The following is a 25,137-nucleotide window of genomic DNA, read 5'->3' on the forward strand; positions in this document are numbered from 1 at the left end:
GAACGACGATGCACCTGCATGCTATTGGCGACGACCCATTCAACGCATCGGCGCGACGCAAGCTGAAAACGCTTCGCATACACGCCGCGCATCGCACACGACGCCCTACATGAACCTCTCTTTCGAAGTCCTCCAGGCACTCGACGCCATCGATCGCACGGGTACCTTCGCTGCCGCCGCGGAAGAACTGCACAAGGTGCCGTCGTCGTTGACGTATCTCGTGCAGAAGCTGGAAGTCGATCTTGGGGTCAAGCTGTTCGAACGCAGCGGACGTCGCGCGAAGCTCACGCACGCGGGCAGGGTCATCGTCGAAGAGGGACGGCGTCTGCTCGAAGCCGCGCGCGAACTGGAACAGAAAGCGAAGCGCATCGAACACGGCTGGGAATCGGAACTGCGCGTCGCGATCGACGAGATCATCCCGTTCGACCTGATCTGGCCTCACGTAACCGACTTCTACAAGCTCAATCTCGGCACGCGGCTGCTGTTGTCGAAGGAAACGCTTGGCGGCACATGGGATGCGTTGATCACGCGGCGCGCGGATCTCGTCGTCGGCGCAGCGGGCGAACCGCCGCCCATCGCGAATCTCGTCGCGAAGCCGATCGGCTCGCTGAAGCACACGTTCGTGGTCGCGCCGAATCATCCGCTTGCATCGGCCGCCGAACCTTTGACGATGGAAACCGTCGCGCGTCATCGCGCGGTCGCGATCAGTGATACGTCACGCAAGCTCGCGCCGCGCACGATCGCACTCGCCGCGAATCAGGAAGTGCTGACCGTCCCGACACTCGACGCGAAGCTCGCCGCGCAGATCAAAGGCCTCGGCGTCGGCACCGTGCCCGAATGTATCGCCGCCGCGCCTGTGAATCGCGGGCAACTGGTGCGCAAGGAAGTCTCCGGTATGCGCAACGTCACGCACTTCTATCTCGCATGGCGCGACGACGAAGCGGGCAAGGCGCTGCGCTGGTGGGTGGATCAACTCGACCGACACGACCTGATCGACGAAGTGGCGATGCGGCTCGCCGCCATGGCCTGACCGCTGCGTTCAACGCGTCACGCGTACTTTCGCAATGACGGCGCGCTCAAGAGCCGCGTCGTCTTGTCCGCGTGCCGGCGTTCGCCCGATGTCGCGACCGGCTTGTGCACCAGCCCTTTCACCTGCATCAGCAGTTGTCCTGCGGCCTTGAAGTCGTCGAAGTCGCGGCCTTCGCACACATTCGCGCACGCCGATTGCAGCAGCTGCGCGGCTTCCGTTTCGCGGCCCAGTCTGTGCCAAAGCCGCGCAAGACTCGTGGCTGCGCGCAGTTGCAACGAGCGCGCGCCTTGCGCCGACGCTTCTTCGAGCGCAGCCACGAACCATGTCTCCGCATCACGGCCCGCATCGCTGTCGCTATCGATGACGGCACCACCCGCAAGCGGCAGTTCGCCGCGCAGCCGCCGCAATTCGGCGATGAACCAGAAGTCGCCAGCGAGATCGCAACGTGCGAGCGCGCTATCGACAACGTGCTTCGCTTCGTCGTGCCGTCCCGCGCGCATCAGCGCGATAGCGTACTGTGCGGCGAGCATCGCGAACGGTGCGCCGAATTTCAGCGCATCGAGTTCGGCGAGCGCCGCGCGAAAACCATCGAGACTTTGCGCCGATACATCGTCCAGCGAACGCAGCCACGCGTCGAAGCAGCGCGCAGCCGCCTGCCACAGTGTGAGCCGCGCGCGCGACGACGTGTCGCGCAGCACCGCGATCGCGCGCCGCGCGCAGTCGCGTTTGCCCGACAGCAAGGACAGCGGCACCAGCGCCTCGGCCAGCGCATAGCAGACGATCATCGCCTGATCCTTGCTGCACGCTTCGATCACGGCATCTTCGGCGAGCGCCAGCGCCTGATCGCGCAAACCTTGCAGCCACAGCACACGCGCCAGCGACGCACGGCTCACGAGCACCTGATCCGCGAAATGTCCGAGGGGCATCCGCGTACGCAGACTGTCGCCGACTTCGAGCAACTGCTCGAACGACAGCCGCGCACAGCGCTGATCGCCTGCGTAATGTGCAGCCACGCCCATCAGCCGATAAGCCAGAATCGCGCCGCGCACATCCGCGGCATCGGCGACGAAGGCTGTGTAGCGACGCGCGTATTCGAGTGCGTCGTGCACGGAGCCCGACGTCTGACACGCATTCCACATGCCCCACAACGCACGCGCCTCGAACGCTTCGTCGCCCGACGCGACCGCCGATGTCAGCACGTCGTTCCAGATCGTATGCGTCTCGGCATTCGGCCCATGCACGAGCACGAGCGACGCACCGAGCGCCGCCAGCAACCGCAGCCGCGTACGCATACGCGGCGACGTGCGAGCGGAATCGGCCGGCAGCGCGGCGAGCGCGCGCCGCGCCCACACACAGCACTCGTCGATCAGCGACAACTCATACAACAGAAACACGGCATTGACAGGCAGCGTTTCGCGCAACGCTTCGTCGCCGTCATCGGACAGCACCCACGAGAGCGCCGCGCGCACCTCGTCGAGCAATGCGGGCATCCGGCTGCGCCAGCTTTCGCCAGCGGACTTGCCCGCCGCATCGCCATCGATCAGCGCCGACAGATAACGCGCGTGATTCAGCGCGACCATGCGCCGCTCGCCGTTGTCGTCGAGCTTTTGCAGCGCGTACATGCGCGTCGTTTCCAGCAGACGGAACGCGGCATGACCCGGCTCCGTGCTCGCGACCACCAGCGACTTCTCGACCAGCGCGGCCACCGCCGCGACCACGTCGAGTTCGCGCGTGACCCTGTCTGCCGCAACCGCAATCGCGGCTTCGAGAGGAAAGCGATCGGCGAACACGCCGATGCGGCGCAAGGTCTTGCGTTCGGCTTCGTCGAGCAAAGCATGACTCCAGTCGAGCGTCGCCTTGAGCGTCTGATGGCGCGGCAACGCGGTGCGCGTGCCGCCCGTCAACATGCCGAAGCGGTCGTCGAGATGCGCCGCGAGCGTGTCGATGCCGAGCAGCGCCGCGCGCGCAGCCGCCAGTTCGATCGCGAGCGGAATGCCGTCGAGACGCCGGCACACCATGCCCGTCACGTGGATGCTGGGCTCGTCGGCGGCGAAGCGCGCATCGATTGCGCGGGCTCGCATCAGGAACAGATTGACGGCGCTGCAGCGGAGCACCTGCGGCGTGTCGTCGTTCGGCTCGGACACATCGAGCGCGGGCACCCAGTACAAGGTCTCGGAAGGAATGCGCAACGGCTCGCGGCTGGTCGACAGCACACGCAGTTGCGGACATGCCGTCAGCAGATGATGCGCAAGCTGCGCAGCGGCATCGACGACATGCTCGCAGCTGTCGAGCACGATCAGCATGCGCCGTCCGCCGATCGCTTCGACGATGCGCTCGCGCGTCGCGGCACTGCCTTCGGGATGCACGCCGAGCACGGACGCGAGCATCGCCAGCACGCCGTTCGTATCCGACGCGGCGCTCAACGACACGACATGCACGCCGCCCGGCGCCTGCTCCAGCAGATGGCGCGCGACTTCGATCGCCACCCGCGTCTTGCCGATGCCGCCCGAGCCGAGCAAGGTGACGTGCCGCGAATTGCCGAGCGCATCGCATACGTGCGTAATCGCATCGTCGCGGCCGACCAGCGCGGAACTGTAGGCAGGCAGGTTGTGCGGTACGGACGTACGACGCCCGGTATCGCCCAACTGCCGCGCGACGGGCGCGCCACGCACGAGCCGGTAGCCGCGCCCCGCAACCGTCTTGATCAGGTCGCGGCTCTCGCCGAGCAGTTTGCGCAGCGCCGACATGTGCACCTGAAGGTTGTTGTCGCCGACCACGGTTTCGGGCCACACGCGCTCCAGAATCGCTTCCTTCGAGACCAGCCCGCCCTGCGCCTCGATCAGCAATTCGAGTATGTCGAAGGCACGATTACTGATGCGCACCGTCTTGCCGTCGACGCGTGCTTCACGGCGCGCAAGGTCGATCTCAAGCGGTCCGATGCGGATCATAAGCAAATGGCGTGGACGTGCAACGCGTCATGGCGCGCGTTGCCATATAAAAGAAACAGAGCGAAAACCTTGTTCGGGCAGGGCACGATACGAAGCATGCGGCATACGGGTGGACGTGCTTGGCAGTCTAGAACGGCACGCCGATTGCGTGGATGGAAAAATCCGAACGATCCATTCGAAAATTTTGAAGTCGTTGCACCATCATTCAGTGAGCCGTTCCGCCTGCGGGCATCGCCGTCACGCGACAACGTCATCGTCGCGGCGCTGCGTCGTAGTTGACGGGCACCCATTGATACGTCGCGCCGTCCTTGCGGATATGCCCGAGCCCTGGAAACGCAATATGCGCTGCCGCGACGAGATCGCGCCGTCCGGCAACGAGGTCGAGCATCTCGCGTCGAACGCGCTGCGCGTCGGCGGCATTGCTGTCGTACTCGACGGAGGCCTGCGGGTGTTGCAACTGGATCGCGGCCACATGCACGATGTCGCCCCACACGACGAGCCGTTGCGACGCGCTTTCGACGACATACGCGCTGTGCCCCGGCGTATGTCCCGGCACGACGAGCGCACGGATGCCCGGCTCGATCTCGACGTCGCTGCCGGTGAACGGCTTGAAGCGCCCCGCCGCGACATACGGCGCAACGGACGCGCTCGCGGCATCGAAGAAGCTGCTCAGCAACGCGGGCGCTTTCGATTTGTTCGCAGGGTTTAGCCAGTAGTCGGCCTCGGCCTGGCTCGTGCGAACGACGGCGTTCGGAAACGTCATCGCGCCGTTCGTCACGATGCCGCCCACATGATCCTTGTGCAGATGCGTGAGCAACACTTCATCGACGTCTTCGGGCTTGTAGCCCGACGCGCGCAGATTCGCGAGCAGCTTGCCGCAGCAATCGCCGTACAGCACACCCGCGCCGGAATCGATGAGCACGAGCTTCGTGCCTGTGTTGATCAGGAACGCGTTGATCGAGCCTTGCACGGGCGGCTGCAGGAACTCGCGGTCGAGATCGCGCTGGATATCGGCTTTCGATACGCCTTGCACGACGGTATCGATCGGAAAAGGATGCGTGCCGTCGGACAGCGCCGTCACTTCCAGATCGCCGAGCGTCATCCGGTAGAAGCCGGGCGCCTGCGTGCCCGCTTTCGGCGCGGCAGCGAATGCGTCGACGGGTAACGCCGCGCCGCACACGCACAACACAAGCAGACATGCGCGCAGCCACACCGCGCGCCATGCATGAAGACTCGTCATGGTTCTCTCTCACTCGCTTCGATATGCGCCGAAGCATAGCGAGTCCCACGCACAGCGGCCGCTAATTGTTCTTAAATGTTCTGTGCAGCCATGTTGTATTGCGCGAGATAAGCGTGAATCTGGCTGACGACAGCCGCACCGTCGCCGACCGCCGACGCCACGCGCTTGGTCGATTCCGAGCGCACGTCGCCGACCGCGAACATGCCGGGCAAGCTCGTTTCGAGCGGATAGTGAATGCCCGTATCGACATGCGTTTGCGTGCGCCGCGCAAAGCCCGTCACGACGAAGCCGCGGCTATCGAGTTCGACGCCGCTCGACGTGAGCCAGTCGGTCTTCGGATCCGCGCCGATGAACAGAAACAGATGGCGCGTGTCGATGACTTCGTCGCCCTCGTCTTCGCGCCGGATGTGAACCTGCGTCAGCCCCGCTTCGTCGCCTTCGAGCGCCTTCAACGTGCAGCGCGTGCACACCGAAACGTTCGGCAACGAGCCGATCCGGTCGATCAGATACTTCGACATGCTCGCGTTCAGGTCCGCGCCGCGAATCAGCACGCGGATGCTGCGCGCGAAGTTGGCGAGGAACACGGTGGCCTGGCCCGCCGAGTTGCCGCCGCCCATCAGCACGATGTCCTGGCCTTTGACAAGCTTGGCCTCGATGGGCGACGCCCAGTAATACGTGCCGCGTCCTTCGTAGCGGTCGAAATCCGCGACGATGGGCTTCCGGTACGCCGCACCGCTCGCGACGACGAGCGTACGCGTGCAGACGCGCTGACCGTCCATCAGTGTCAGCGCATAGGCGCCGTCCTGCGTGTCGACGTTCATGACCTTGCCGGGTATCGCCAGATGCGCGCCGAACTTCAGGGCCTGCTGAAACGCGCGCGCCGCGAGCGCCTGGCCCGAGATGCCCGTCGGAAAGCCCAGATAGTTCTCGATGCGCGAACTCGCGCCCGCCTGCCCGCCCGGCGCGCGCTGGTCGAACACGGCGACGGACAGCCCTTCCGTGGCCGCATACACGGCCGCGGCGAGCCCTGCCGGCCCCGCGCCGACGATGGCCACGTCGTACACATGCGAGCGCTCGAAGGTCGGCACGAGACCGAGGCACGACGCGAGTTGCGCTTCGTCCGGCGCGCGCAGCACGGAGCCGTTCGGGCAGAACACCAGCGGGAAGTCGTCGGGGCCTGTAGTGATGTCCGAGAGCAGCGTCACGGCTTCCGTGTCGTGGCGCGCGTCGATCACCATCGCGGGATACGCATTGCGGCGCAGAAAGCCCTGCAATCTGACGAGCCGCGCATCGTCGCCATTACCGACGATGATGGGCCCGAGCCCCTGCTCGATCAGACCGAGCCGGCGCAGAATCAGCGCGCGCATGATGTGCTCGCCGAGCTGCGCATCGGCGACGATCAACGCACGCAGCTTTTCCGGCGACACCACGAGCGTTTCGCAATCGGTCAACGCCACGCCGTCGATCAACGCGGGCTTGCCCGACAGTTGCGCCATCTCCGCCATGAAGTGGCCGTCGTCGTGTTCGGTGATGAGCGTCGAGCGGCCGAAGCTGTCGCGCGAATGAATCCGCACGCGTCCATGCAGCAGCACGAACAGGCCCAGCGCAACGCGGCCCGTTTCGAAGATCAGCTCGCCCGCCTTGAACGACATCGGCTGCGCGAAGCGGCGCAGGCTGGCGATTTCATGGGCGGACAGCCGCGGAAACATCTGATGCTGGCGAAACTCCAGCGACGAATAGGGCATGCCCAGATCCGTCGTTGCCGCATCGGGCAGGTTGGGAAGAAGAGCCGGGGTGTTCATCGATCGACCTTGACTGAATGTTCTGATGTTGCGCACGCGCGGCTAGTTCGGCCATTCCGAACCCAGCACGAGTCCGCAGAAGTTGAGGCGCCGGTAGTCGGGATCCCATCGGTCGAGCACGTCCGCGTTGACCGTGCCGAATGTGGTTTCAGGACGATGCTCCATGCCGCGCGCGTACGCTTCGATCAGCCTCGTCTTGAAGCCGCGTTCGCGCGGAAACGCGTGCACGATTGCGTCGCGCTGCTGCGCCGTGAACTCGTAATAGCGCGCGCCGCGCACATCCATCTGCACGCCCGCGCTGACGAGCGTCACGAGCGCCGACATGTGATCGGGGATGCCGGGCGTCGTATGCAGCGCGATCGCGTTCCATACGTCCTCCGCCGCGAATTCGTCGACACCATGAGCGCGCAGGAACTCGCGCGCCTCGTTGGCGCTGTCGATCTCGAACCGGTTCGGCGAACGGCTGAAGCGCAGATTCAGTCCGACGTTGTGAAACAGCGCGCCGACGTAGAGCAGGTCCGCGTCGAAATCGAGCGCTTCCCTGAAACCCGTCAGCGCAGCGAACAGAAACGTGCGCAGCGCATGCTGCAACAGCAATTCGGATTCGATGCCGCGAACATGCTCGAATGCGGCCCGGGCCAGCGCGCTATCGGGAATCTCGACGCCGGCAATGCTTCTCTTCATCCTGCCTCCTCCGCGCCGGACGATGCCCCGGCCATGTGCTCCCGTGCAGCCGGCTCTTCCGACGCATCGTGCAGCGTAGCAATACGGAGTAGAGAATACTTTGGCGGGCCATTAAAAAACCTTAATAAGCAGGGTGAAATTTACCTGGTCCACTTTCAGACGGGCGTTGCGAGTCCCTGCCCGACATGCGCATGACATCGCGCGATGCATGTGGCGAAACAGATCGCGCTTTCACTAAACACGTTGCTGCATGCGATGCGCGCGGCGACGTCGCGCGTATATCCACCTTTAAATTTCCTGAAGCGCACACGCTGCGGCGCGAATGAAGCTTACGCGCGCCGTCAGGCACTTTGGTTGCGTCCAGCGCAATGCGGGATTGCGGCGCAGACGGATTCAGCCAGCCGCGCGCAACGGATAACGTATCGGCATCCGTACTCACGCGTTGCATCCCGCAACGCTCAGGATAGCAACATGAAACATCAGTCGTATCCGCGAGCCGTCGTGATCGGCGGTTCGCTTGGCGGCCTGCTCGCCGCCACGTCGTTGCGCGCGGCGGGCTGGCAGGTCGACGTCTTCGAAAGCTCGCCGAACCAGCTCGACACGCGCGGCGGCGGCATCGTGCTGCAACCCGATGTGCTGCACGCAGCCCGCTACGCAGGCGTCGCGCTGCCGAACCCCGCAGGCGTGCGTTCCGGCGAGCGCATCTATCTGGACCGCAACGACAACATCGTCGAGCGGCTCTACATACCGCAGACGCAAACCGCGTGGAGCCTGCTATATCGCGCAATGAAAGACGCGTTGCCCGCGCAATCGTTGCATGCGGGAGAAACCTTCACCGATTTCGAGCAAGACGGCGACGAAGTGATCGTCCGTTTCGACAGCGGACGCACCGAGCGGGCCAATCTGCTGATCGGCGCCGACGGCATCCGCTCGACGCTCAGACAGCGCCTGTTGCCCGATGTGACGCCCGCCTATGCGGGCTATGTCGCGTGGCGCGGCCTCGTGCCGGAACCCGACCTGCCCGCGCACGCCGCCGACATGCTGCGCGACCGCTTCGCGTTTCAGCACGGCGCGGGCCATTCGGCGCTCGCGTATCTGATTCCCGGCGAACGGGACGAGACGCGCGTCGGCGAACGGCGCTGGAACTGGGTCTGGTATCGGCGCTATAGCGAAGATGTGCTGAAGCAGTTGCTGGTCGACCGTTATGGCATTGCGCGCACGCGATCGCTGCCGCCCGGCGCGATGAAGCAGACCGACATCGAACAGTTGCGCCGCGATGCACAGGCGGAACTCGGGCCGACGTTCCGCGCGCTCGTCGAATCGACGGACGATCCCTTCATGCAGCCGATCGTCGATCTGCGCGCGCCGCAGATGGTCTTCGGGCGCGCGGTGCTGATCGGCGATGCCGCCGCCGTGCCGCGTCCTCACACAGCGGGCAGCACCGCAAAAGCCGCGGCGAATGCGCATTCGCTCGCGCTTGCACTCGATCTCGCGAACGGCGAAGGCATGTCGATCGACGAGCGTCTCGCGCGCTGGGAAACGGAGCAGTTGCAGCGCGGCAAGCAGATGACCGATCTCGGCATTTCGCTCGGCAAGCGGCTGATGACCGTGGTCGCGCCGCCTTCACAACGTTTTAGCGCCGCTTCAGGAAATTCCATGCCGACGTCGATACGCTAGATCTGTTCATGCGGGGAAACGCTGCCCCGCCACAGCCCCGGAGGAACGTTCTGTGACACGTGTGTCAATGATACGCAGGCCCATCTTGCTAGCGGTGGCGGGCGTCGCGATCGTGGCCGCGATCGTCGCCGCCGCCTTGCTGATCGGCAAGCCGGCCATCGCGCCGGTCAGCCCGCCGCCGCCTTCGTCGTTCGACAGTCAGACGAAGCTGGCGGGCGCACGCGTGGTCGCGCTCGGCGACTGCATCGTGTGCCATACGTCGAAAGGCGGCAAGCCGTTTGCGGGCGGCCTGCCGCTCGCGACGCCGTTCGGCACGATCTACGCGACGAACATCACGCCCGATGCCGAAACGGGCATCGGCAACTGGTCGCTCGAAGCCTTCACACGCGCGATCCGCCATGGCGTGTCGCGTGACGGGCATCTGCTTTATCCGGCGTTTCCGTATATCCACTTCACGCATATGTCGGACACGGATGTCGCGGCCGCCTACGCGTATCTGATGACACGCGAACCCGTGAAGGCGACGGCGCCCGCGAACGCCTTGATGTTCCCGCTGAATTTCAGGCCGCTGCTCGCATTCTGGAACGCGCTCTTTCTGCGCCCCGGCGAACAGCAGGCAGAGGCGTCGAAAGATGCTGAATGGAATCGCGGACGCCTGCTTGTGAACGGGCTCGGGCACTGCGCATCGTGTCATTCGCCGCTCAACGTGATCGGCGGCGAGCAGCCCGGACATGCGTTCGACGGCGGCGTGGTCGACGGCTGGGACGCCCCCGCGCTCAACACGCTGAACGCTGCACCGAAGCCGTGGAGCAAGGCGCAACTCGTGACCTATCTGCGCACGGGCCGCGCGAGCGAACACGGCGCGGCGGCGGGTCCGATGCTGCCCGTCACGCGCGATCTCGCGACCGTGCCCGCCGAAGACGTCGAGGCGATCGCCACGTACATCCTGTCGCTGCAGAAGTCCGTCGCAGCATCGGACACACCGCGCGCCATCCAGACGAGCGCGGTTCCGCTCACGGCCTCGCAGCAGCGCGGCGCGACGCTGTTCGCCGCATCGTGCGCGCAGTGCCATGGCAACGCATCGCCGATGCAGTCGATCGGCCAGCGCCCGACGCTCGCCTTCAGCACCGCCGTCAACGCCGCCACGCCGCGCAACGCTATCCAGATGGTGCTGGGCGGCATTGGATGGCACGGCGAGGACACGCTCAACTACATGCCCGCTTTCGGCGACGTCTACAGCAACGAGCAGATCGCCGATCTGCTGTCGTACGTGCGCGCCGCTTACTCGCAGCGCGGCGCATGGCCGGATATCGAAGCGACCGTGGCCAAAGTCAGAAAGGAGAATGACGCGCGATGATCAAGCTCACTGTGAACGGCGTGCAGCACGCACTCGATATCGATCCGTCGACGCCGCTGCTCTACGCGCTGCGCAACGAACTCGGCCTGCATGGCGCGAAGTTCGGCTGCGGCCTCGGACAATGCGGCGCGTGCACGGTGATCGTCGACGGCAAGGCAACGTTTTCGTGCCTGATTCCCGTATCGTCGATCGGCGCGCGGCCGGTGCGGACCATCGAAAGCCTCGGCACAGCGGAACGTCCGGGCGCGCTTCAGCAGGCGTTCGTCGACCATCAGGCGGCGCAGTGCGGCTACTGCATCGCGGGCATGATCATGCGCGCGCAGGCGTTGCTGGAGCGCAATCCGCGCCCCACGGAAGCCGAACTGCGCGAGCACATGGAGCCGAATCTGTGCCGCTGCGGCACGCATATGCGCATTCTCGCGGCGATTCGCGAGGTCGCGCATCTGAACGGCGGCAATACGGGCGTACACGAGGACACGCAATGAGCCACGCAGAAGACGATTTCAACGAAGGCCGACGACGCTTCATGGTGTCGGGCGCGCTCGTCGTGAGCTTCAGCCTCTTTCCCGGCGCGCGGGCACTCGCGCAGCAGGTCATCGCCGACGAAGGCGCTGTCGTGCATATCGGCAAGGAAACGCAGGCGCTTGCGGGCAGCCTGAAAACCAATCCGTTTCTCGATGCATGGATCAAGATCGATCCCGCCGGCAAGGTCACGGTCTACACCGGCAAGGTCGAACTCGGTACGGGCGTGCGTACCGCGCTGCTGCAGGTCGCGGCGGAAGAACTGGATATGGCGCCCGCGCTGATCACGTTCCTCACAGCCGACACGGGCGCCTCGCCCGACGAAGGCCTCACCGCCGGCAGTCACACGATGGCCGACAGCGGCACGGCGCTGCTGAATGCTGCCGCACAGGTGCGCGGCCTGCTGGTCGATGCCGCCGCGAAAGGCCTGCACGTCGACAGCGCGAAACTGACCACGCGCGACGCCGTGATTCACGCTCCCGACGGCCGCACGCTCACGTATGGCGATGCCGTGAAGCTCGTCGATCTGCACCGGATGGCATCACCCGTTTCGCCGTTGAAGGATCCGAAGACGTTTGTCGTGATCGGCAAGTCGCTGCCGCGCGTCGACATTCCCGCGAAGGTGACGGGCGGCGCGAGCTATGTGCAGGATATGTCGCTGCCGAACATGGTGCATGCGCGCATCGTGATGCCGCCTGTGTACGACGCGAAGCTCATGCGTAACAACGCCGCGCAGATCATGACGATGCCCGGCGTGCTCAAGGTCTACAAAAACGGCAGCGTGCTTGCCGTGGTCGCGCGTGGCGAATGGCAAGCCGTCGCTGCACAGCGCGCGCTCGCGGCGGGCAGCGAATGGACCGCGGGACGTGCGCTGCCCGATCCTGCTACCGTGCATCGCGATCTGGAAAAGCTCTGCACGCAACACATCGAAATCGCCAATCAGCACGCGCAAGAAGGCACGCCGGCGGCCGTCAAAACGCTGAATGCGCGCTATTCGAAGCGCTACATGTTGCACGGCTCGATTGGTCCGTCGTGCGCGATTGCTTCGTTCGACAACGGGCATATGACCGTCTGGACGCATTCGCAAGGCGTCTATCCGCTGCGCGACGCGCTTGCCGAGATGCTCGCGATGCCGAAGGAAAACGTGCGCTGCGTACACGTCGAAGGCTCGGGCTGCTACGGCCACAACGGTGCCGACGATGTCGCCGCGCACGCCGCGCTGATCGCGCGCGACATGCCGGGCCATCCCGTGCGAGTGCAATGGATGCGCGAGCAGGAACACACGTGGGATCACTTCACGCCCGCGATGGTCACCCAGGCGCGCGCGTCGCTGGATGCAACGGGGCGAATCGTCGACTGGGATTACGCGCTGTGGAGCAGTTCGCATAACGAGCGCATCGTCAACGCGGGCCGCCTCGTGCCCGCGACGATGCTCGAAAGCCCGTTCGAGCCCGCGCCTTCCGTGCCGATGGTGCAGCCCGAAGGCGGCGGCGACCGCAACGCGATTCCGCTGTACACGTTCCCGAACGTGCACGTGATGAACAACTTCTCGCCGACCATGCCGCTGCACACGTCGGCGATGCGCTCGCTCGGCGCGCACATGAACGTGTTTTCGATCGAGAGCTTCATGGACGAACTCGCGCTCGCAGCACATGCCGACCCCGTCGCGTTCCGGCTCAAGCACATGCAGGACCCGCGCGCCCGCGATGTGATCCAGCTTGCCGCGCAGAAGTTCGGCTGGCCGCGTCCGCCGCGCAAGGCGAATCATGGCGTCGGCTTTGCGTTCGGCAAGTACAAGAACCTGATGGCGTATGTGGCGATGGCCGTCGAGGTGTCGGTGGTGCGCGAGACGGGACAGGTCGTGCTCGAACGCGCGGAAGTGGCCGTGGATTCCGGACAGATCGTCAATCCCGACGGCATCCGCAATCAGATCGAAGGCGGCATCGTGCAGTCGGCGAGCTGGACGCTGTACGAGCAGTTGCAGTTCGACACACAGCGTATCCGCAGCTTCGACTGGAGCAGCTATCCGATCCTGCGTTTCTCAGCCGTGCCGCGCAGCCTGAACGTGCATCTGATCGACCGACCCGGCACGCCGTTTCTCGGTGCGGCGGAAGCGGCGATGGGACCGACGGCGGGCGCACTCGCCAATGCGCTGTTCGATGCGACGGGTTATCGGGCGCGCGAAATGCCGCTCGCGGGAGAGCATTTGCGCAAGCAGATCGACGCATGAAACCGCTTACGCATGCCTTGCGACACGCACAAATTGCAGCCGTTGAACCCGTGGACCTATACGAACGTATGAGGACGTGACTACTTGGATTAAACAGACGTCCCAACGTACGATGGTCCAAACGTTCGCCCCGATCTAATCTTTCTCTCAAGCGGCAAAGCGTCATCTTCCGCACCCGAGAAAACGGATCAGACAGCACGAGGTGAACGGTTCCATGGACAAGATCTTGAGCATGCGCATCTTCTCGCGCGTCGTCGAGTCGGGCAGCTTCAGCGCCGTTGCAGACCACATGAATTGCAGCACGGGCAGCGTATCGCGCGCAGTGTCCTCGCTCGAAGACCACTTGCAGGCGCGACTGCTGCAACGGACGACGCGCAAGATTTCGCTGACCGAGCCCGGCGAGCGCTACTACCAGAAGTGCAAGAAGATCCTCGCGGATCTCGAAGACGCCGAGGCCGAAGCCGGCGATGCGCACACCTGCGCTCGCGGCACGTTGCGGATTCATTGCGTGACCGATCTCGGGCTCGCGCAACTGACGCACTCGATCATGGAGTACCGCAAGCGCTTCCCCGCCGTGTCGGTGCAACTGAAGTTCCTGCCGCGCATGGCGAACCTGCTCGAAGACGAGGTGGATGTATCGATCGTATCGGCGCCGACGTTGCCCGATTCGCGCAACGTCTGCAAGCTGATCGGCCATTGCGAGCGCGTGCTGGTTGCGTCGCCCGCCTTTCTTCAGACGCATCGGATCGAAAGTGCCAGCGATCTCGACGAACACGCGCTGACGCCCGTGCCGTTTCGCGTCGAGCCCAGCGACCATCACGTGAAGCTGAGCCTCGTGAAGTCGGCGAGCCAGGAAGCCTCCGGCCAGTTCGTCATCAACGATACGGAAGCGACCCGCATCGCGACGCTGGCAGGCGCGGGCGTTGCGGCCTTGCCCGTGCATTGCGTGATCGACGATATCCGCGACGGGCGGCTGGTTCAGCTGTTCCCCGAATCGCGCCTTCAAAATACGGGCGTTTTCGCCGTTTATTCAAGCCGGCATCACATCGACGCGAAGATCAAGACGTTCATCGACTTCCTGACTTCGCATCTGCGAGCAACACTCGACAGCCGCCTTTTAAACGAACACACCCAACAGACATTCGATCGTCTCGCGCGCGTAGTGGAGAATGCATGATGCGCACTCTTACCTTTCCTCGTTTCCGTCTCCGTGTCCGTCCCGCGTACGCGGTCGCCGCATGCAGCCTCGCACTGGCGACGACGTGTGCTTATCAGGCGCCCGGGCTGATGCAGGCCATTCTCGTCGTCGGCGCGAATGCGCAACTGCCGCTCGAACGACTCGCCGCGCAGGCCGATATGGGCGCGCCCGGCTCGTCGACGGCTGTTTCGTCTGCTGTTTCGTCTCCTGTTTCGTCGACCTCGTGGAAGGATCATGGCTCCGCGCAGAAGCTCAAAGAGTCCGTGCGCAGCTGGCGTACGCACCGCGAAACGCACGGCTACGCACGCAGCGTGACGGACTACAAGTACTGGACGTGAAGAGGAATTCGCGCGTAGCTAGTGGTGCGCGGTTTCGCGCTCGAATGCCAGTTCGTCGTGCGGCGCGCCGCCGAGTGTCGCCGTGACTTCCGCGCCCAGCAGAAAGACGACGGCGCAGAAATACAGCCACATCATCAGCACGGCGAGCGAGCCCGCCGCGCCAAACGCGCCCGCCGTGCCTGCATGCGCGAGATACAGCACGAACAGATGCCGCCCGGCCGTGAACAGAAAGGCCGCGACGAAACCGCCTGCAAACGCGGGACGCCACGCGACATGGATATCCGGCAGCAATTTGATGAGCGCGCCGAGGCCGGCCGTCAGCAACGCAAGGCCGAACACCGACTGCACGACGTCGGCGAATACGCTGACCGCGTCCGTCCCGAACAATCGACGCCCGACGCTCTGAATCGCAACGTCCGCGACCAGCGACACGACGAGTAGAAACGCGAGCCCCATCACGAGTCCGAGCGACACCAGCCGTGCGCGCAGCAACAGCGCGACGCCCGCGATGCCCTTCGGCGAACGCACGGCGAACACGACATCGAGCGCGGTGTTGAGCGAAGAAAAAGTCGCCGACGCGCCGACTGCCAGCAGCACCACCGACATCAACGCCGCAAACCCGCTGCCGCCCGAACGGTGCGCGTTCTCGACGATCGCCTGCATCGCGCTCGCCGCTTCGCTGCCGACAATATCCTTCACCTGCCCGAACAGACGTCCCTGCGCGGCGTCCTGTCCGAAGAACCAGCCGAGCACCGCGAGCACGATGAGCAATGTCGGCGCGAGCGAAAACGCGCAATAGAACGCGATGCTCGAACCCATCATCGCGCATCGATGATTCGAGAAGCGATTGATCGTTTCCTTCGCCGCGCCTAACGCAGACATCTTCCGATGCGTTGTCTGCGGGCGCGGCATGCGTTGTTCGCGGTTGGTGTCCATGTCGTGTCGGGGATCACGGCGCTGTCGATCGTCGAAGCGATTGTCGAAGCGCCATGCAGCAACCGATGTGCCACGGTCTCAGGACTGCTTCGACTTCTCCTTCGTGGGCTTCTCATCGTCGGATTCGATGCGCGTCGTGCCGCCGTGCGCGGGCGCATCGCTGGCCGGGAACGACTCTTCCACTGCTTCGTCGATGCGATGCTCCGGCTTCTCGCTGGTCGGGTTCTGTTCCTTTTTCGTGCTGGACATGGCGTCCTCCTCAGTCGATGGTCCCTGGAAGTTTCATCGGCAGCAAGGCGCATTCCCTGCTCTCTCCGTGTAGATAGAAAACCAGCGGGCAAACGTGCAAGCCCATTTGTTTCCGTGCCGCGATCATTCGCTCAATGACATTGGTTGCACTGCACAGGAAACCGAAATGGGCAAAAAGAAGGTGATCCGCATCTACAGCGACCCCGCGGGCGGTTGGGGCGCGCTCAAGGCAACGGGCGAAGCGCTGACGCTTCAGGGCATCCCCGTCTCCGGCGCGAAGACGCTGCTGCATATGAATCAGCCGCAAGGCTTCGACTGTCCGGGTTGCGCGTGGCCCGACCCGAAGCACACGTCGTCGTTCGAGTTCTGCGAGAACGGCGCGAAGGCCGTTGCGTGGGAAGCGACCGCGAATCGCTGCACGCCGGAATTCTTCGCCGCGCACAGCGTGTCCGAACTCACGGCGTGGGACGACTACGATCTGGAGATGGTGGGCCGCCTCACGCATCCGATGGCGTACGACAGTAAGTCGGACCGGTATCAGCCCATCAGCTGGGAAGACGCGTTCGCGCTCGTCGGCCGTCATCTGAACGCACTGGATCGTCCCGATCAGGCCGACTTCTACACGTCGGGCCGCGCATCGAATGAAGCGGCGTTCCTCTATCAGCTGTTCGTGCGCGAGTTGGGCACCAACAATTTCCCCGACTGCTCAAACATGTGTCACGAAGCGACGAGCGTCGGCTTGCCGCAATCGATCGGCGTCGGCAAAGGCACCGTGCTGCTCGAAGACTTCGAACACGCGGACGCGATTTTCATCTTCGGACAGAACCCCGGCACGAACAGCCCGCGCATGATGAGCGATCTGCATTCGGCGTCGCGACGCGGCGCGAAGATCGTGTCGTTCAATCCGTTTCGCGAGCGCGCGCTGGAGCGCTTCGCCTCGCCGCAGAATCCCGTCGAAATGGCGACGCTCGGCTACACGCCCATCAGCACGTTTCTGTATCAGGTGCGCGTGGGCGGCGACGTCGCGGTGCTCAAGGGCATGATGAAAGCGATCGTCGAAGCCGACGACGCCGCGCTCGCCGCCGACGCGCCGCGCATTCTCGACATCGAGTTCATCGAAGGCCACACGCACGGCATCGACGCGCTGCTCCACGATCTGCGCGCGACCACGTGGGAATCGATCGAACGGTATTCGGGCCTGTCGCGCGCCGACATCGAAAACGCCGCGAACATCTACATGAAGGCAGAAAACGCGATTCTCGTGTACGGCATGGGCATCACACAGCATCATCGCGGCACGGAGAACGTGCAGCAGATCGCGAACCTCGCGCTGCTGCGCGGCAACGTCGGACGTCCAGGCGCGGGCATTTGCCCCGTGCGCGGACACTCGAACGTGCAGGGCAACCGCACGGTCGGCATTACGGAGAAGCCGAGCAATGCGTTGATCGACGGCATCGAGCGCGCGTTCGGATTTCGTCCGCCGGGCAATCATGGCAACGACGTGATCGCGACGCTCGAAGCGATGACGCGTGGCGACGCGAAAGTGTTCATCGCGCTGGGCGGCAATTTCGCGGCTGCGATTCCCGACTGGGTGCGCATGCAGGAATCGATCCGCACGCTCGATCTGACCGTGCACATCGCGACGAAGCTGAATCGCAGCCACCTCGTGCATGGCAAGGAAGCGCTGATTCTGCCCTGCCTCGGCCGCACCGAAATCGACATCCAGGCGGACGGCCCGCAGTCGATCACCGTTGAAGATTCGATGTCGATGGTGCATGCGTCGGCGGGACGCAACGAGCCTGCTTCGCCGCATCTGATGAGCGAGCCCGCGATTGTCGCGGGCATTGCGCGCGCGACGCTCGGCGAACAATCGCGGGTGCCCTGGGAGCAGATGGTCGCGAACTATGATCGCATTCGCGATGCAATCGAAATCGTGTTCCCGATTTTTCAGGCGTACAACGAGCGCATTCGTGTGCCGGGTGGTTTTCATCTCGTGTCGCCGGCGCGCGAGCGCGTGTGGGACACGCCCACAGGCCGCGCGAATTTCCTCGTTTTCAAGGGACTCGACGAAGACCCGTTTCAGGACGATCCCGATGCGCTCTCGCTCACGACGATGCGCAGTCACGATCAGTACAACACCACGCTCTATTCGCATTCGGACCGCTATCGCGGCGTGTTCGGACAACGCGATGTCGTGTTCATGAACCAGCATGAACTGCAAAAGCGCGGACTGCATCCGGGCGAGCGCGTCGATATCGTCGCGCTGTCGACGGATGGTGTCGAACGCGTGATCCGCAGCTTCAAGGTGGTTGAGTATTCGCTGCCCGACGGCTGCTGCGGCGCGTATTACCCGGAAGTGAATCCGCTCGTACCGCTCTATGCATTCGATCCGCAAAGCCGCACGCCGTCGTACAAGTCGGTGCCCGTGAAAGTGGTGCGTGCCGCCGCCGTCGGCCCCGACTCCGCGACGCGCGCTGTCGCCGTTCAACCTGCGCCGCAGCGCGAGGAGACCAGTCATGCTTGATCACGTTGTCAACCTGTCGCGGGCGCAGTTCGCGATGACGGCCATCTTCCACATCCTGTGGCCGATCCTGACGATCAGTCTCTCGGCGTTTCTCGTGCTGGTCGAAGCGCTGTGGATCAAAACGGGCGATGTGATGTATTACCGCCAGGCGCGCTTCTGGAGCAAGCTGCTCGTGCTGAACTTCGCGGTCGGCGTGGTCAGCGGCATTCCGATGGAGTTTCAGTTCGGCACCAACTGGGCGGGCTTTTCGCAGTACAGCGGCCAGTTCATCGGCAATATTCTCGGCTTCGAAGGCGCGATGGCGTTCATGCTCGAAGCGGGTTTCGTCGGCGTGATGCTGCTCGGCTGGGGACGCGTGCCGCGCGGCGTGCACCTGTTCGCCACCGCGATGGTCGCGCTCGGTTCGAGCATCTCCGCGTTCTGGATCATGGTCGCGAATTCGTGGATGCAGACGCCCGCGGGCTATGCCGTCGTCGACGGCAAGATCGAGGTGACCAACTATCTCGCCGCGATCTTCAATCCCGACATGGTGTGGGGCGTGTCGCACATGTGGGTCGCGGCGATCGAAACGGGCATGTTCGTGATCGCGGGCATCTCCGCGTACAACCTGTTCCGCAAGCGTCATCCCGAGTTCTTCGCGCGCTCGTTCAAGATCGCGCTTGCCGTGCTCGTCGTGATCGCGCCGCTGCAGATCTGGCTCGGCGATTCGAGCGGCGTCAGCGTGTTCGAAACGCAACCGGCGAAGGGCGCGGCGATCGAAGGCCACTGGCACACCAACGCGCCGGGCACGGGCGCGTCGTGGTCGCTGCTCGCATGGCCCGATCAGAAGGCGCAGCGCAACGACTGGTCGCTCGAAGTCCCCGGCATGCTGAGCGTGCTCGGCACGCACTCGCTGCACGGCCAGGTGAAGGGTCTCACGGACTTCAAGCGCGAAGACCAGCCGCCGATGATTCCCCTGCTTTACTACGCGTTCCGCGTGATGGCGGGCATCGGCTTCTGCTTCATGCTGCTCGCGTTCTGGACCGCTTACGCGCTGCGGAAGGCGCGCGGCAGTCTCGATGCACTGCTCGCGCGTCGCAAGCTGCTGCTCGCGTGGGTGTTGTGCATTCCGCTGCCGTACGTCGCCGTCGAAGCGGGCTGGATCGTGCGCGAAGTGGGACGTCAGCCGTGGGTCGTATATGGACTGCTGCGCACGAGCCAGGCGGCGTCGACGGTCGCGCCTTCGTCGGTCTCGCTCAGCATGGCGATGTTCTTCGCGTTCTATGTCGTGCTGCTCGTCACGTTCTTCGTGCTCGCGCGACGCTGGCTGCGCAAGGGGCCGGACGTGACCAGCGTGCCGCCCGCCATCGTCACCGCGCGCAGCGCGACGACGCCGACCTCCATCTCCGGCTATTGATGCCGCCTACATCGCACACGAGGTTGCCTCATGGATAGCTCTACTCATTCGCTGCTGGCCTACGTCTGGTTCGGCCTGCTCGGCCTGATGCTGGTCTTTTACGTCGTAACGGACGGCTTCGATCTCGGCGTCGGCATTCTCAGTCTTTTGCGCACGAAGCGTGAAGATCGCGACGTGATGGTCGAATCGATCGGTCACGTTTGGGACGCCAACGAAACCTGGCTCGTCGTGCTCGGCGGCGGGCTGTTCGGCGCGTTTCCGCTCGCCTACGCGCAACTGATGCAGGATCTCTATCTGCCCATCATGGCGCTGATCGCGGGGCTTATCATGCGCGGCGCGGCCATCGAGTTCCGTCATAGCGTCGAGCATGGTCCGCTGTGGGACAAGGTGTTCGGCATCGGCAGTCTGGTCGCGGCGCTCGCGCAGGGCGTCGTGCTCGGCAAGGTGATCACGGGGCTCGTGCCGGGCGAGATGAGCGAGGGATTCATCGCCATCGCAGCCATCGGCGTGGTCGCGGGCTATGCGCTGCTCGGCTCGACGTATCTGGTGAAGAAGACCGTCGGCATGATCGAACAGTGGGCGCGGCGTCTCGGCGTGCTGAGCGCGATGCTGACGGTGGCGGCCGCGTTGCCGCTGACCATCGCGACCTGGTTTTTCAGCGATGTCGGTATCGACCGCTGGTCGCAGCCGGGCGTCATGCATGTGCTGATCGCGCTCGGTGTCGCGGCGGCGCTCGCCTTTGCGTTCGTCATGGCGTCGCTTTACCTCGGCTCGTCGCGCGGACCGTTTCGCGGCGCGGTGACGCTGTTCATCGTGTCGTTCGTGGGTCTTGCCGTGAGCCTGTTTCCGGATTTCGTGCCGGGCAAGCTCGGCATCGTGCAGGCGGCGTCCGACTCGCATACGCTCGCGTTCATGCTGGCAGGTATCGGGCTGATTTTCCCCGTGATGATTGGGTATAACCTGTACCAGTACTATATTTTTCGGGGCAAGGTGGTTGGCGGGGCGCATGCGGGGGAGTGATGCCCGTGTAATTTCCGAACAAATGCCCGTCTCTCGCGCGGCCTCGCGCCGCGCGAGAGATTTGTCAGCCTGAACAGCAGAGCATCAGCCTTTCCATCCCTCGAGAAAATCAACCAGAGCCCGGTTGACGATCTCCGGCTGCTCTTCATGCGGCAGATGGCCCGCGCGAGGAATCGCGTGCGTGACGACATCGCGCGCCATGCCCTTCCACACGTCCGCCATGTCGAACATCTTACCCACCGCGTAAAACGCCTCGCCCCACAGCGCGAGCGTCGGCGCCTCGATCAACTGGTCGGCGTCTTCCTTGTCCTGCGCGACATCGACGGCGTTCGCGCGATAGTCCGCCATCGCGCCGCGCACTGCGCCGGGCGCCTCGTAGGCGCGCACATAGGTTTCGAATGCTTCGCCCGAGATTGCGTTCGGGTCGTAGCACCAGTCCGAGAAGAAGTGCCGCAGCCACGCGCGCTCCTTGCCCGAGATCAGCATCTCCGGCAAGTCCGGCACCTGATGGAACAGGAAGAACCAGTAGGCACGCGCGACCTTCGCATCGATCGATTGCGCGACGATGCGCGTCGGCACGTTGTCCATCACGACGAGACGATCCACGGCTTCAGGATGATCCTTCGCAAAACGCGTCGCGACACGTGCGCCGCGATCGTGGCCGACGAGCGCCACGCGTTCGATCGACAGTTCGCGCAACAGCGCGCGAAGATCGTTCGCCATCGTGCGTTTGTCGTAGCCGCTCGCGGGCTTGTCGGTCTCGCCATAGCCGCGCAGATCCGGCGCGATCACGCGGTATTGCTGCGCGAGCACGGGAATCTGATGCCGCCACGCATGGTGCGTTTCGGGAAAGCCGTGCAGCAGCACGACGGGCGCGCCTTCGCCCGCTTCGACAAAATGCTGTCGAATGCCGTTTGCAGTGACCGTGTGATGCGTGAGGTCGATCGTGTTCGTCATGACGGGTTCTCCAATGGTGATCCGGTAGCTGCCGCGTGGGCGGCGAACGTCTATCGGTTGGAAACCAGTCTATTGAGCGGACGCCCTGCGATTAAGCCAGGGTCGGAGATAAAGATTCTTGAGGCCGCTGCGTGTAATGCCGTCGATTCACGCGCTTTTCGCCGCTTGCCCCGCCGCCTCGCCGATTGTGTTGGTCATCGCTTCGACGCGCTCGCCCACGGCTTCGAGCGCGGGCGTCAACGTCGCACGCAAATGATCGAGCAGCGTGCGGACTTTCGCTTCCAGATAGCGGCGCGACGGATACACGGCGAACACCGTGAACGGCCTGACCCTGTACTGCGGCAGCACGCGCACCAGCGTCCCGGCGGCGAGATCCTCGACAGCGGAATACGTCGCGAGCGTGCCGATGCCCGCGCCGTTCAGCAGCATCGCGCGCATCACGTCGGGCGCGTTGACCTGCAGTGGCGCATGCGTGAGCGGCAGCACGTGTGCATCGTCCGTGCTTTGCAGATGCCATTCGTCGGGCGGCGAAACAGGCGTTTCGAGTTTCAGCAGCGTATGCGTCGCGAGATCGTCGTACGTGAGCGGCATGCCGTTTCGCTTCACATAGTCCGGCGATGCGACCATCACCGACCACGCGGAACCGAGCGCCTGCGCGACGTAGATCGAATCGGGCAACTGCGTCGCTGAAATCAGCGAGACGTCGTAGCCATCCTCGACGAGATTCGGCATGCTCTGTTCGATTTTCAGTTCGACGGTGACATCGGGATAGTCACGCTGATAGCCGACCAGCGCCGCCGCGACCGTACTTTGCGCAAGACCCGGCGCGCAATGCAGCCGCAGCTTGCCCGCGGGCGACACGCTCGCGTTACGCGCTTCGTCGGTGGCGGCATCGAGATCCGCGAGGATCGCCTTCGCGCGTTCGTAGAAGCGGCTGCCCGCTTCCGTCAGCGACAGATGGCGCGTCGTCCGATGCAGCAGCGCCGCGTGCAACTGCTCTTCGAGCGCCGTGACGGCACGCGAAATCTGAGCAGCCGTCACGTCATTCTCTTTCGCAACCGCAGTGAACGAGCCCGTCTCGACCACTCGAACGAAGACCCGCATGCTGCCGACGATATCTGCCATTCATTGACCCAAGGCATGATGAAGAATGCTTCTCGCGCGGCACACCCGCTCGCGGACGCAGCGCGCTCCCAGCCGGGGACTATGCCATATCCGTCGCGCGGGCCGCATGGCAGGGGACATCGTTCGATGCAGGCATGACATGGCGTTCACCCTTCGGCGGTTGCCGCGTCGCGCAGCACGGACGCGAGAATCATCGCTTCTGCGTTGACGGGCGCGGGGCGCGGATTCGGCTTGTACACGGCGTCGCCGGGATGGATCGCCTGGCCGCTCATCGCGCAGAAACCCGACATGCGCGCGCGCGCCATGCGCCACACCTGATCGCCGAAACAGCCGCGCGTCGAATCGCGCCAGGCTATCGTCGCCGTCGACGGCGTCGGCCGGTCGATGAGCGTCACCGCCGCGCCGAAGCGTCCATCGGCGCACTGCGCCTTCCGGCGCGACTGCGCGTTCCCTTCCACGGCAGCCATCAGGCGGGAAGTCGTGCCCAGCAGGCCGATGGTCTGCGTCCACGGATCCATCACGTTTGCGTTTGCCAGCATGTCGAAACTCCTTTGGAAAGCGATCGGTTCAGGCATTGCTTCTGGACTGTCGGAAAAACGGCGGCGCTCAGCGCGCGTCGGTCGTCTTCTCTTTCCAGCGGTGCGGCGTTTCGCCGACGAACTTCTTGAAGACGGTCGTGAAGTGCGCCTGCGAGCGGAAGCCGCAGCTGAGCGCGACATCCATCACGTTGTGCTTCGACGTCACGAGCAGATGCTGTGCGTGCTCGACACGGCGGCGCAGCAGATATTCATGCGGACGCAGCCCCGTCGCGCGGCGGAATTGCGCGGCGAAATGCATGCGCGTGAGGCCCGCGCTCGACGCGATCTCCGCAAGTCCGATGGGTTCGGCGAGATGGGCGTCGACGAATTCGATCACGCGATTCATGCGCCATTGCGGCAGCGGCGCGGCTTCGCGCGTGCGGCGCGATGCGCCGGCAAAGTGACGGGCGACGACGCGCGACACGATCGCGAGACTCACGCTGTCGGTGAACATCTTGCCGAGCGCGGCGTCGTTGCTCTGCGACACGGCCAGCGCCTGGCCGAGACGCTCGAGCACCGGGTCGCGGATCAGTTCGGGATCGTCGAGCACGATGTCGCCGTCGCGCGTGTGCTGGAACAGATCCTGGTAGCACTCGCCGAGCACCTGCTGCGACACGAACAGATGCAGCACGTCGGCGGACGACGCGAACACCGCCTTGGTCGGCACACCGGGCGCCGTCACCTGCACCGCGCCCGCCGTCAGACGTCCATGCACGAGACGGCGGCCGGCGTGATCGAACGTGAGCGCCGCGCACTTCAGGTTCAGGCCGATGCAGTGATCGGCGATGCTGCCTTCGTTCGCGACTTCGAGCGGCGCGTTGCCCGCATGCGTCCAGCGCGCGACGACGACGTTGTCGCGACGCGGCGCAGTATCGAACGCCGAGGCGTTCACACGCCGCCAGTGCTGCTCGGCGACGATGGGAGAAGCCGGGCGTCGCGCGACGACTTCGGCGAGCGGTGCGGGTAGATCGAGCAGAGTGGTGGTCATGGCAGGTCCATCCGTCAGTGATGTGATTGCGGCTCAAAACAGTGATGCCGCGATGGAATCAAAGTTAATCGCACGGACCTGGCGCGACTAGCCGTACATACGGTTGCTCACGCAGTCGAATGGTTGAGGCAACCTATATGAAGGTTTAATACGCGCGACCAACGACGCGCACGGACGCGGCTTCGCGTTGAGCGCGAACGCATGCGGCGGGTCGTCACACATGCGCGCGAACCGAAAAGAAACGAAGGGAAAAGGAAGCTGAAACAGACGCTAAACGAACACCTTGTTGCGTTCGTTTAGCACTCGGGAGGGAGAGAGGTCAGAGAGTGGACAGCAGC

Annotated in this window: 20 protein-coding genes; 10 read left to right on the forward strand and 10 right to left on the reverse strand. The window is 64.3% G+C overall.

The features are described 5' to 3' along the window. Positions 1-109 precede the first annotated feature (109 nt). Positions 110-1,030, forward strand: coding sequence for a LysR family transcriptional regulator (locus QEN71_RS37445; protein WP_201649949.1), 921 nt, complete (start codon positions 110-112; stop codon positions 1,028-1,030). Positions 1,031-1,047: 17 nt separating this feature from the next. Here the strand turns inward: QEN71_RS37445 and QEN71_RS37450 are convergent, their stop codons facing one another. The 4 genes from QEN71_RS37450 to QEN71_RS37465 all read right to left on the reverse strand — a co-directional run bounded on the left by QEN71_RS37450 (position 1,048) and on the right by QEN71_RS37465 (position 7,704). Then, the gene (locus tag QEN71_RS37450; protein WP_201649948.1) at positions 1,048-3,978 is read right to left on the reverse strand and encodes an ATP-binding protein; all 2,931 of its coding nucleotides are present in this window, start codon (positions 3,976-3,978) and stop codon (positions 1,048-1,050) included. A 250-nt stretch (positions 3,979-4,228) separates the two neighbouring features. After that, positions 4,229-5,218 carry an MBL fold metallo-hydrolase gene (locus QEN71_RS37455; RefSeq protein ID WP_201649947.1) on the reverse strand — a complete coding sequence of 330 codons (990 nt, stop codon included), beginning with the start codon at positions 5,216-5,218 and terminating at the stop codon, positions 4,229-4,231. Between the two features lie 71 nt (positions 5,219-5,289). Further along, a complete protein-coding gene (locus QEN71_RS37460; protein WP_201649946.1) occupies positions 5,290-7,020 on the reverse strand; it encodes an FAD-dependent oxidoreductase in 1,731 nt (576 codons plus the stop codon). Between the two features lie 42 nt (positions 7,021-7,062). After that, a complete protein-coding gene (locus tag QEN71_RS37465; RefSeq protein WP_201649945.1) occupies positions 7,063-7,704 on the reverse strand; it encodes an HD domain-containing protein in 642 nt (213 codons plus the stop codon). Positions 7,705-8,175: 471 nt separating this feature from the next. Here QEN71_RS37465 and QEN71_RS37470 point away from each other — a divergent pair, with 471 nt between their 5' ends. The 6 genes from QEN71_RS37470 (at position 8,176) to QEN71_RS37495 (ending at position 15,026) form a co-directional block, all read left to right on the forward strand. Next, positions 8,176-9,381 carry an FAD binding domain-containing protein gene (locus QEN71_RS37470; RefSeq protein WP_201649944.1) on the forward strand — a complete coding sequence of 402 codons (1,206 nt, stop codon included), beginning with the start codon at positions 8,176-8,178 and terminating at the stop codon, positions 9,379-9,381. Between the two features lie 67 nt (positions 9,382-9,448). Next, positions 9,449-10,738: a c-type cytochrome gene (locus tag QEN71_RS37475; RefSeq protein WP_201649943.1), complete on the forward strand. Its 1,290-nt coding sequence runs from the start codon at positions 9,449-9,451 to the stop codon at positions 10,736-10,738. After that, positions 10,735-11,223, forward strand: coding sequence for a (2Fe-2S)-binding protein (locus QEN71_RS37480; RefSeq protein ID WP_201649942.1), 489 nt, complete (start codon positions 10,735-10,737; stop codon positions 11,221-11,223). Before QEN71_RS37475 ends, QEN71_RS37480 begins: the two co-directional genes overlap by 4 nt. Next, entirely contained in the window at positions 11,220-13,490 is a 2,271-nt protein-coding gene (locus QEN71_RS37485; RefSeq protein ID WP_201649941.1) for a xanthine dehydrogenase family protein molybdopterin-binding subunit, read from the forward strand. The genes QEN71_RS37480 and QEN71_RS37485 overlap by 4 nt, the downstream gene beginning before the upstream one ends. 214 nt (positions 13,491-13,704) lie before the next feature. Further along, positions 13,705-14,667 carry a LysR family transcriptional regulator gene (locus QEN71_RS37490; protein WP_201649940.1) on the forward strand — a complete coding sequence of 321 codons (963 nt, stop codon included), beginning with the start codon at positions 13,705-13,707 and terminating at the stop codon, positions 14,665-14,667. Next, positions 14,664-15,026 carry a hypothetical protein gene (locus tag QEN71_RS37495; protein ID WP_233471774.1) on the forward strand — a complete coding sequence of 121 codons (363 nt, stop codon included), beginning with the start codon at positions 14,664-14,666 and terminating at the stop codon, positions 15,024-15,026. The genes QEN71_RS37490 and QEN71_RS37495 overlap by 4 nt, the downstream gene beginning before the upstream one ends. 18 nt (positions 15,027-15,044) lie before the next feature. Here QEN71_RS37495 and QEN71_RS37500 read toward each other — a convergent pair whose 3' ends face one another. Both QEN71_RS37500 and QEN71_RS37505 read right to left on the reverse strand, forming a co-directional pair. Next, positions 15,045-15,962 (reverse strand): YihY/virulence factor BrkB family protein, encoded by a 918-nt coding sequence (locus QEN71_RS37500; protein ID WP_201649939.1) that lies wholly within the window; start codon positions 15,960-15,962, stop codon positions 15,045-15,047. 78 nt (positions 15,963-16,040) lie between these two features. Further along, on the reverse strand, positions 16,041-16,211 hold the full coding sequence (locus QEN71_RS37505) for a hypothetical protein (protein ID WP_201649938.1): 171 nt from the start codon (positions 16,209-16,211) through the stop codon (positions 16,041-16,043). A gap of 166 nt (positions 16,212-16,377) precedes the next feature. On the opposite strand from QEN71_RS37505, the gene QEN71_RS37510 reads away from it, so the two are divergent. From QEN71_RS37510 to QEN71_RS37520, 3 genes are read left to right on the forward strand one after another with little or no spacing between them, the layout of a single operon-like run. Next, the gene (locus QEN71_RS37510) at positions 16,378-18,735 is read left to right on the forward strand and encodes an FdhF/YdeP family oxidoreductase (protein ID WP_201649937.1); all 2,358 of its coding nucleotides are present in this window, start codon (positions 16,378-16,380) and stop codon (positions 18,733-18,735) included. Continuing rightward, positions 18,728-20,131 (forward strand): cytochrome ubiquinol oxidase subunit I, encoded by a 1,404-nt coding sequence (locus QEN71_RS37515; protein WP_201649936.1) that lies wholly within the window; start codon positions 18,728-18,730, stop codon positions 20,129-20,131. The genes QEN71_RS37510 and QEN71_RS37515 overlap by 8 nt, the downstream gene beginning before the upstream one ends. 30 nt (positions 20,132-20,161) lie before the next feature. Beyond that, complete coding sequence (locus QEN71_RS37520) at positions 20,162-21,151, forward strand: cytochrome d ubiquinol oxidase subunit II (RefSeq protein WP_201649935.1); 990 nt, start codon at positions 20,162-20,164, stop codon at positions 21,149-21,151. 84 nt (positions 21,152-21,235) lie between these two features. Here QEN71_RS37520 and QEN71_RS37525 read toward each other — a convergent pair whose 3' ends face one another. From QEN71_RS37525 to QEN71_RS37540, 4 genes are all read right to left on the reverse strand, one after another. Continuing rightward, complete coding sequence (locus tag QEN71_RS37525; RefSeq protein ID WP_201649934.1) at positions 21,236-22,108, reverse strand: alpha/beta fold hydrolase; 873 nt, start codon at positions 22,106-22,108, stop codon at positions 21,236-21,238. 147 nt (positions 22,109-22,255) lie between these two features. Then, a complete protein-coding gene (locus QEN71_RS37530; RefSeq protein WP_201649933.1) occupies positions 22,256-23,233 on the reverse strand; it encodes a LysR family transcriptional regulator in 978 nt (325 codons plus the stop codon). Positions 23,234-23,379: 146 nt separating this feature from the next. Further along, positions 23,380-23,772: a DUF3331 domain-containing protein gene (locus QEN71_RS37535; RefSeq protein WP_201649932.1), complete on the reverse strand. Its 393-nt coding sequence runs from the start codon at positions 23,770-23,772 to the stop codon at positions 23,380-23,382. A 67-nt stretch (positions 23,773-23,839) separates the two neighbouring features. Then, positions 23,840-24,799 (reverse strand): helix-turn-helix domain-containing protein, encoded by a 960-nt coding sequence (locus QEN71_RS37540; RefSeq protein WP_201649931.1) that lies wholly within the window; start codon positions 24,797-24,799, stop codon positions 23,840-23,842. Positions 24,800-25,137 lie beyond the last annotated feature (338 nt).

The sequence above is a fragment of the Paraburkholderia sabiae genome, assembly GCF_030412785.1.
In the GTDB taxonomy this organism is placed as follows: domain Bacteria; phylum Pseudomonadota; class Gammaproteobacteria; order Burkholderiales; family Burkholderiaceae; genus Paraburkholderia; species Paraburkholderia sabiae.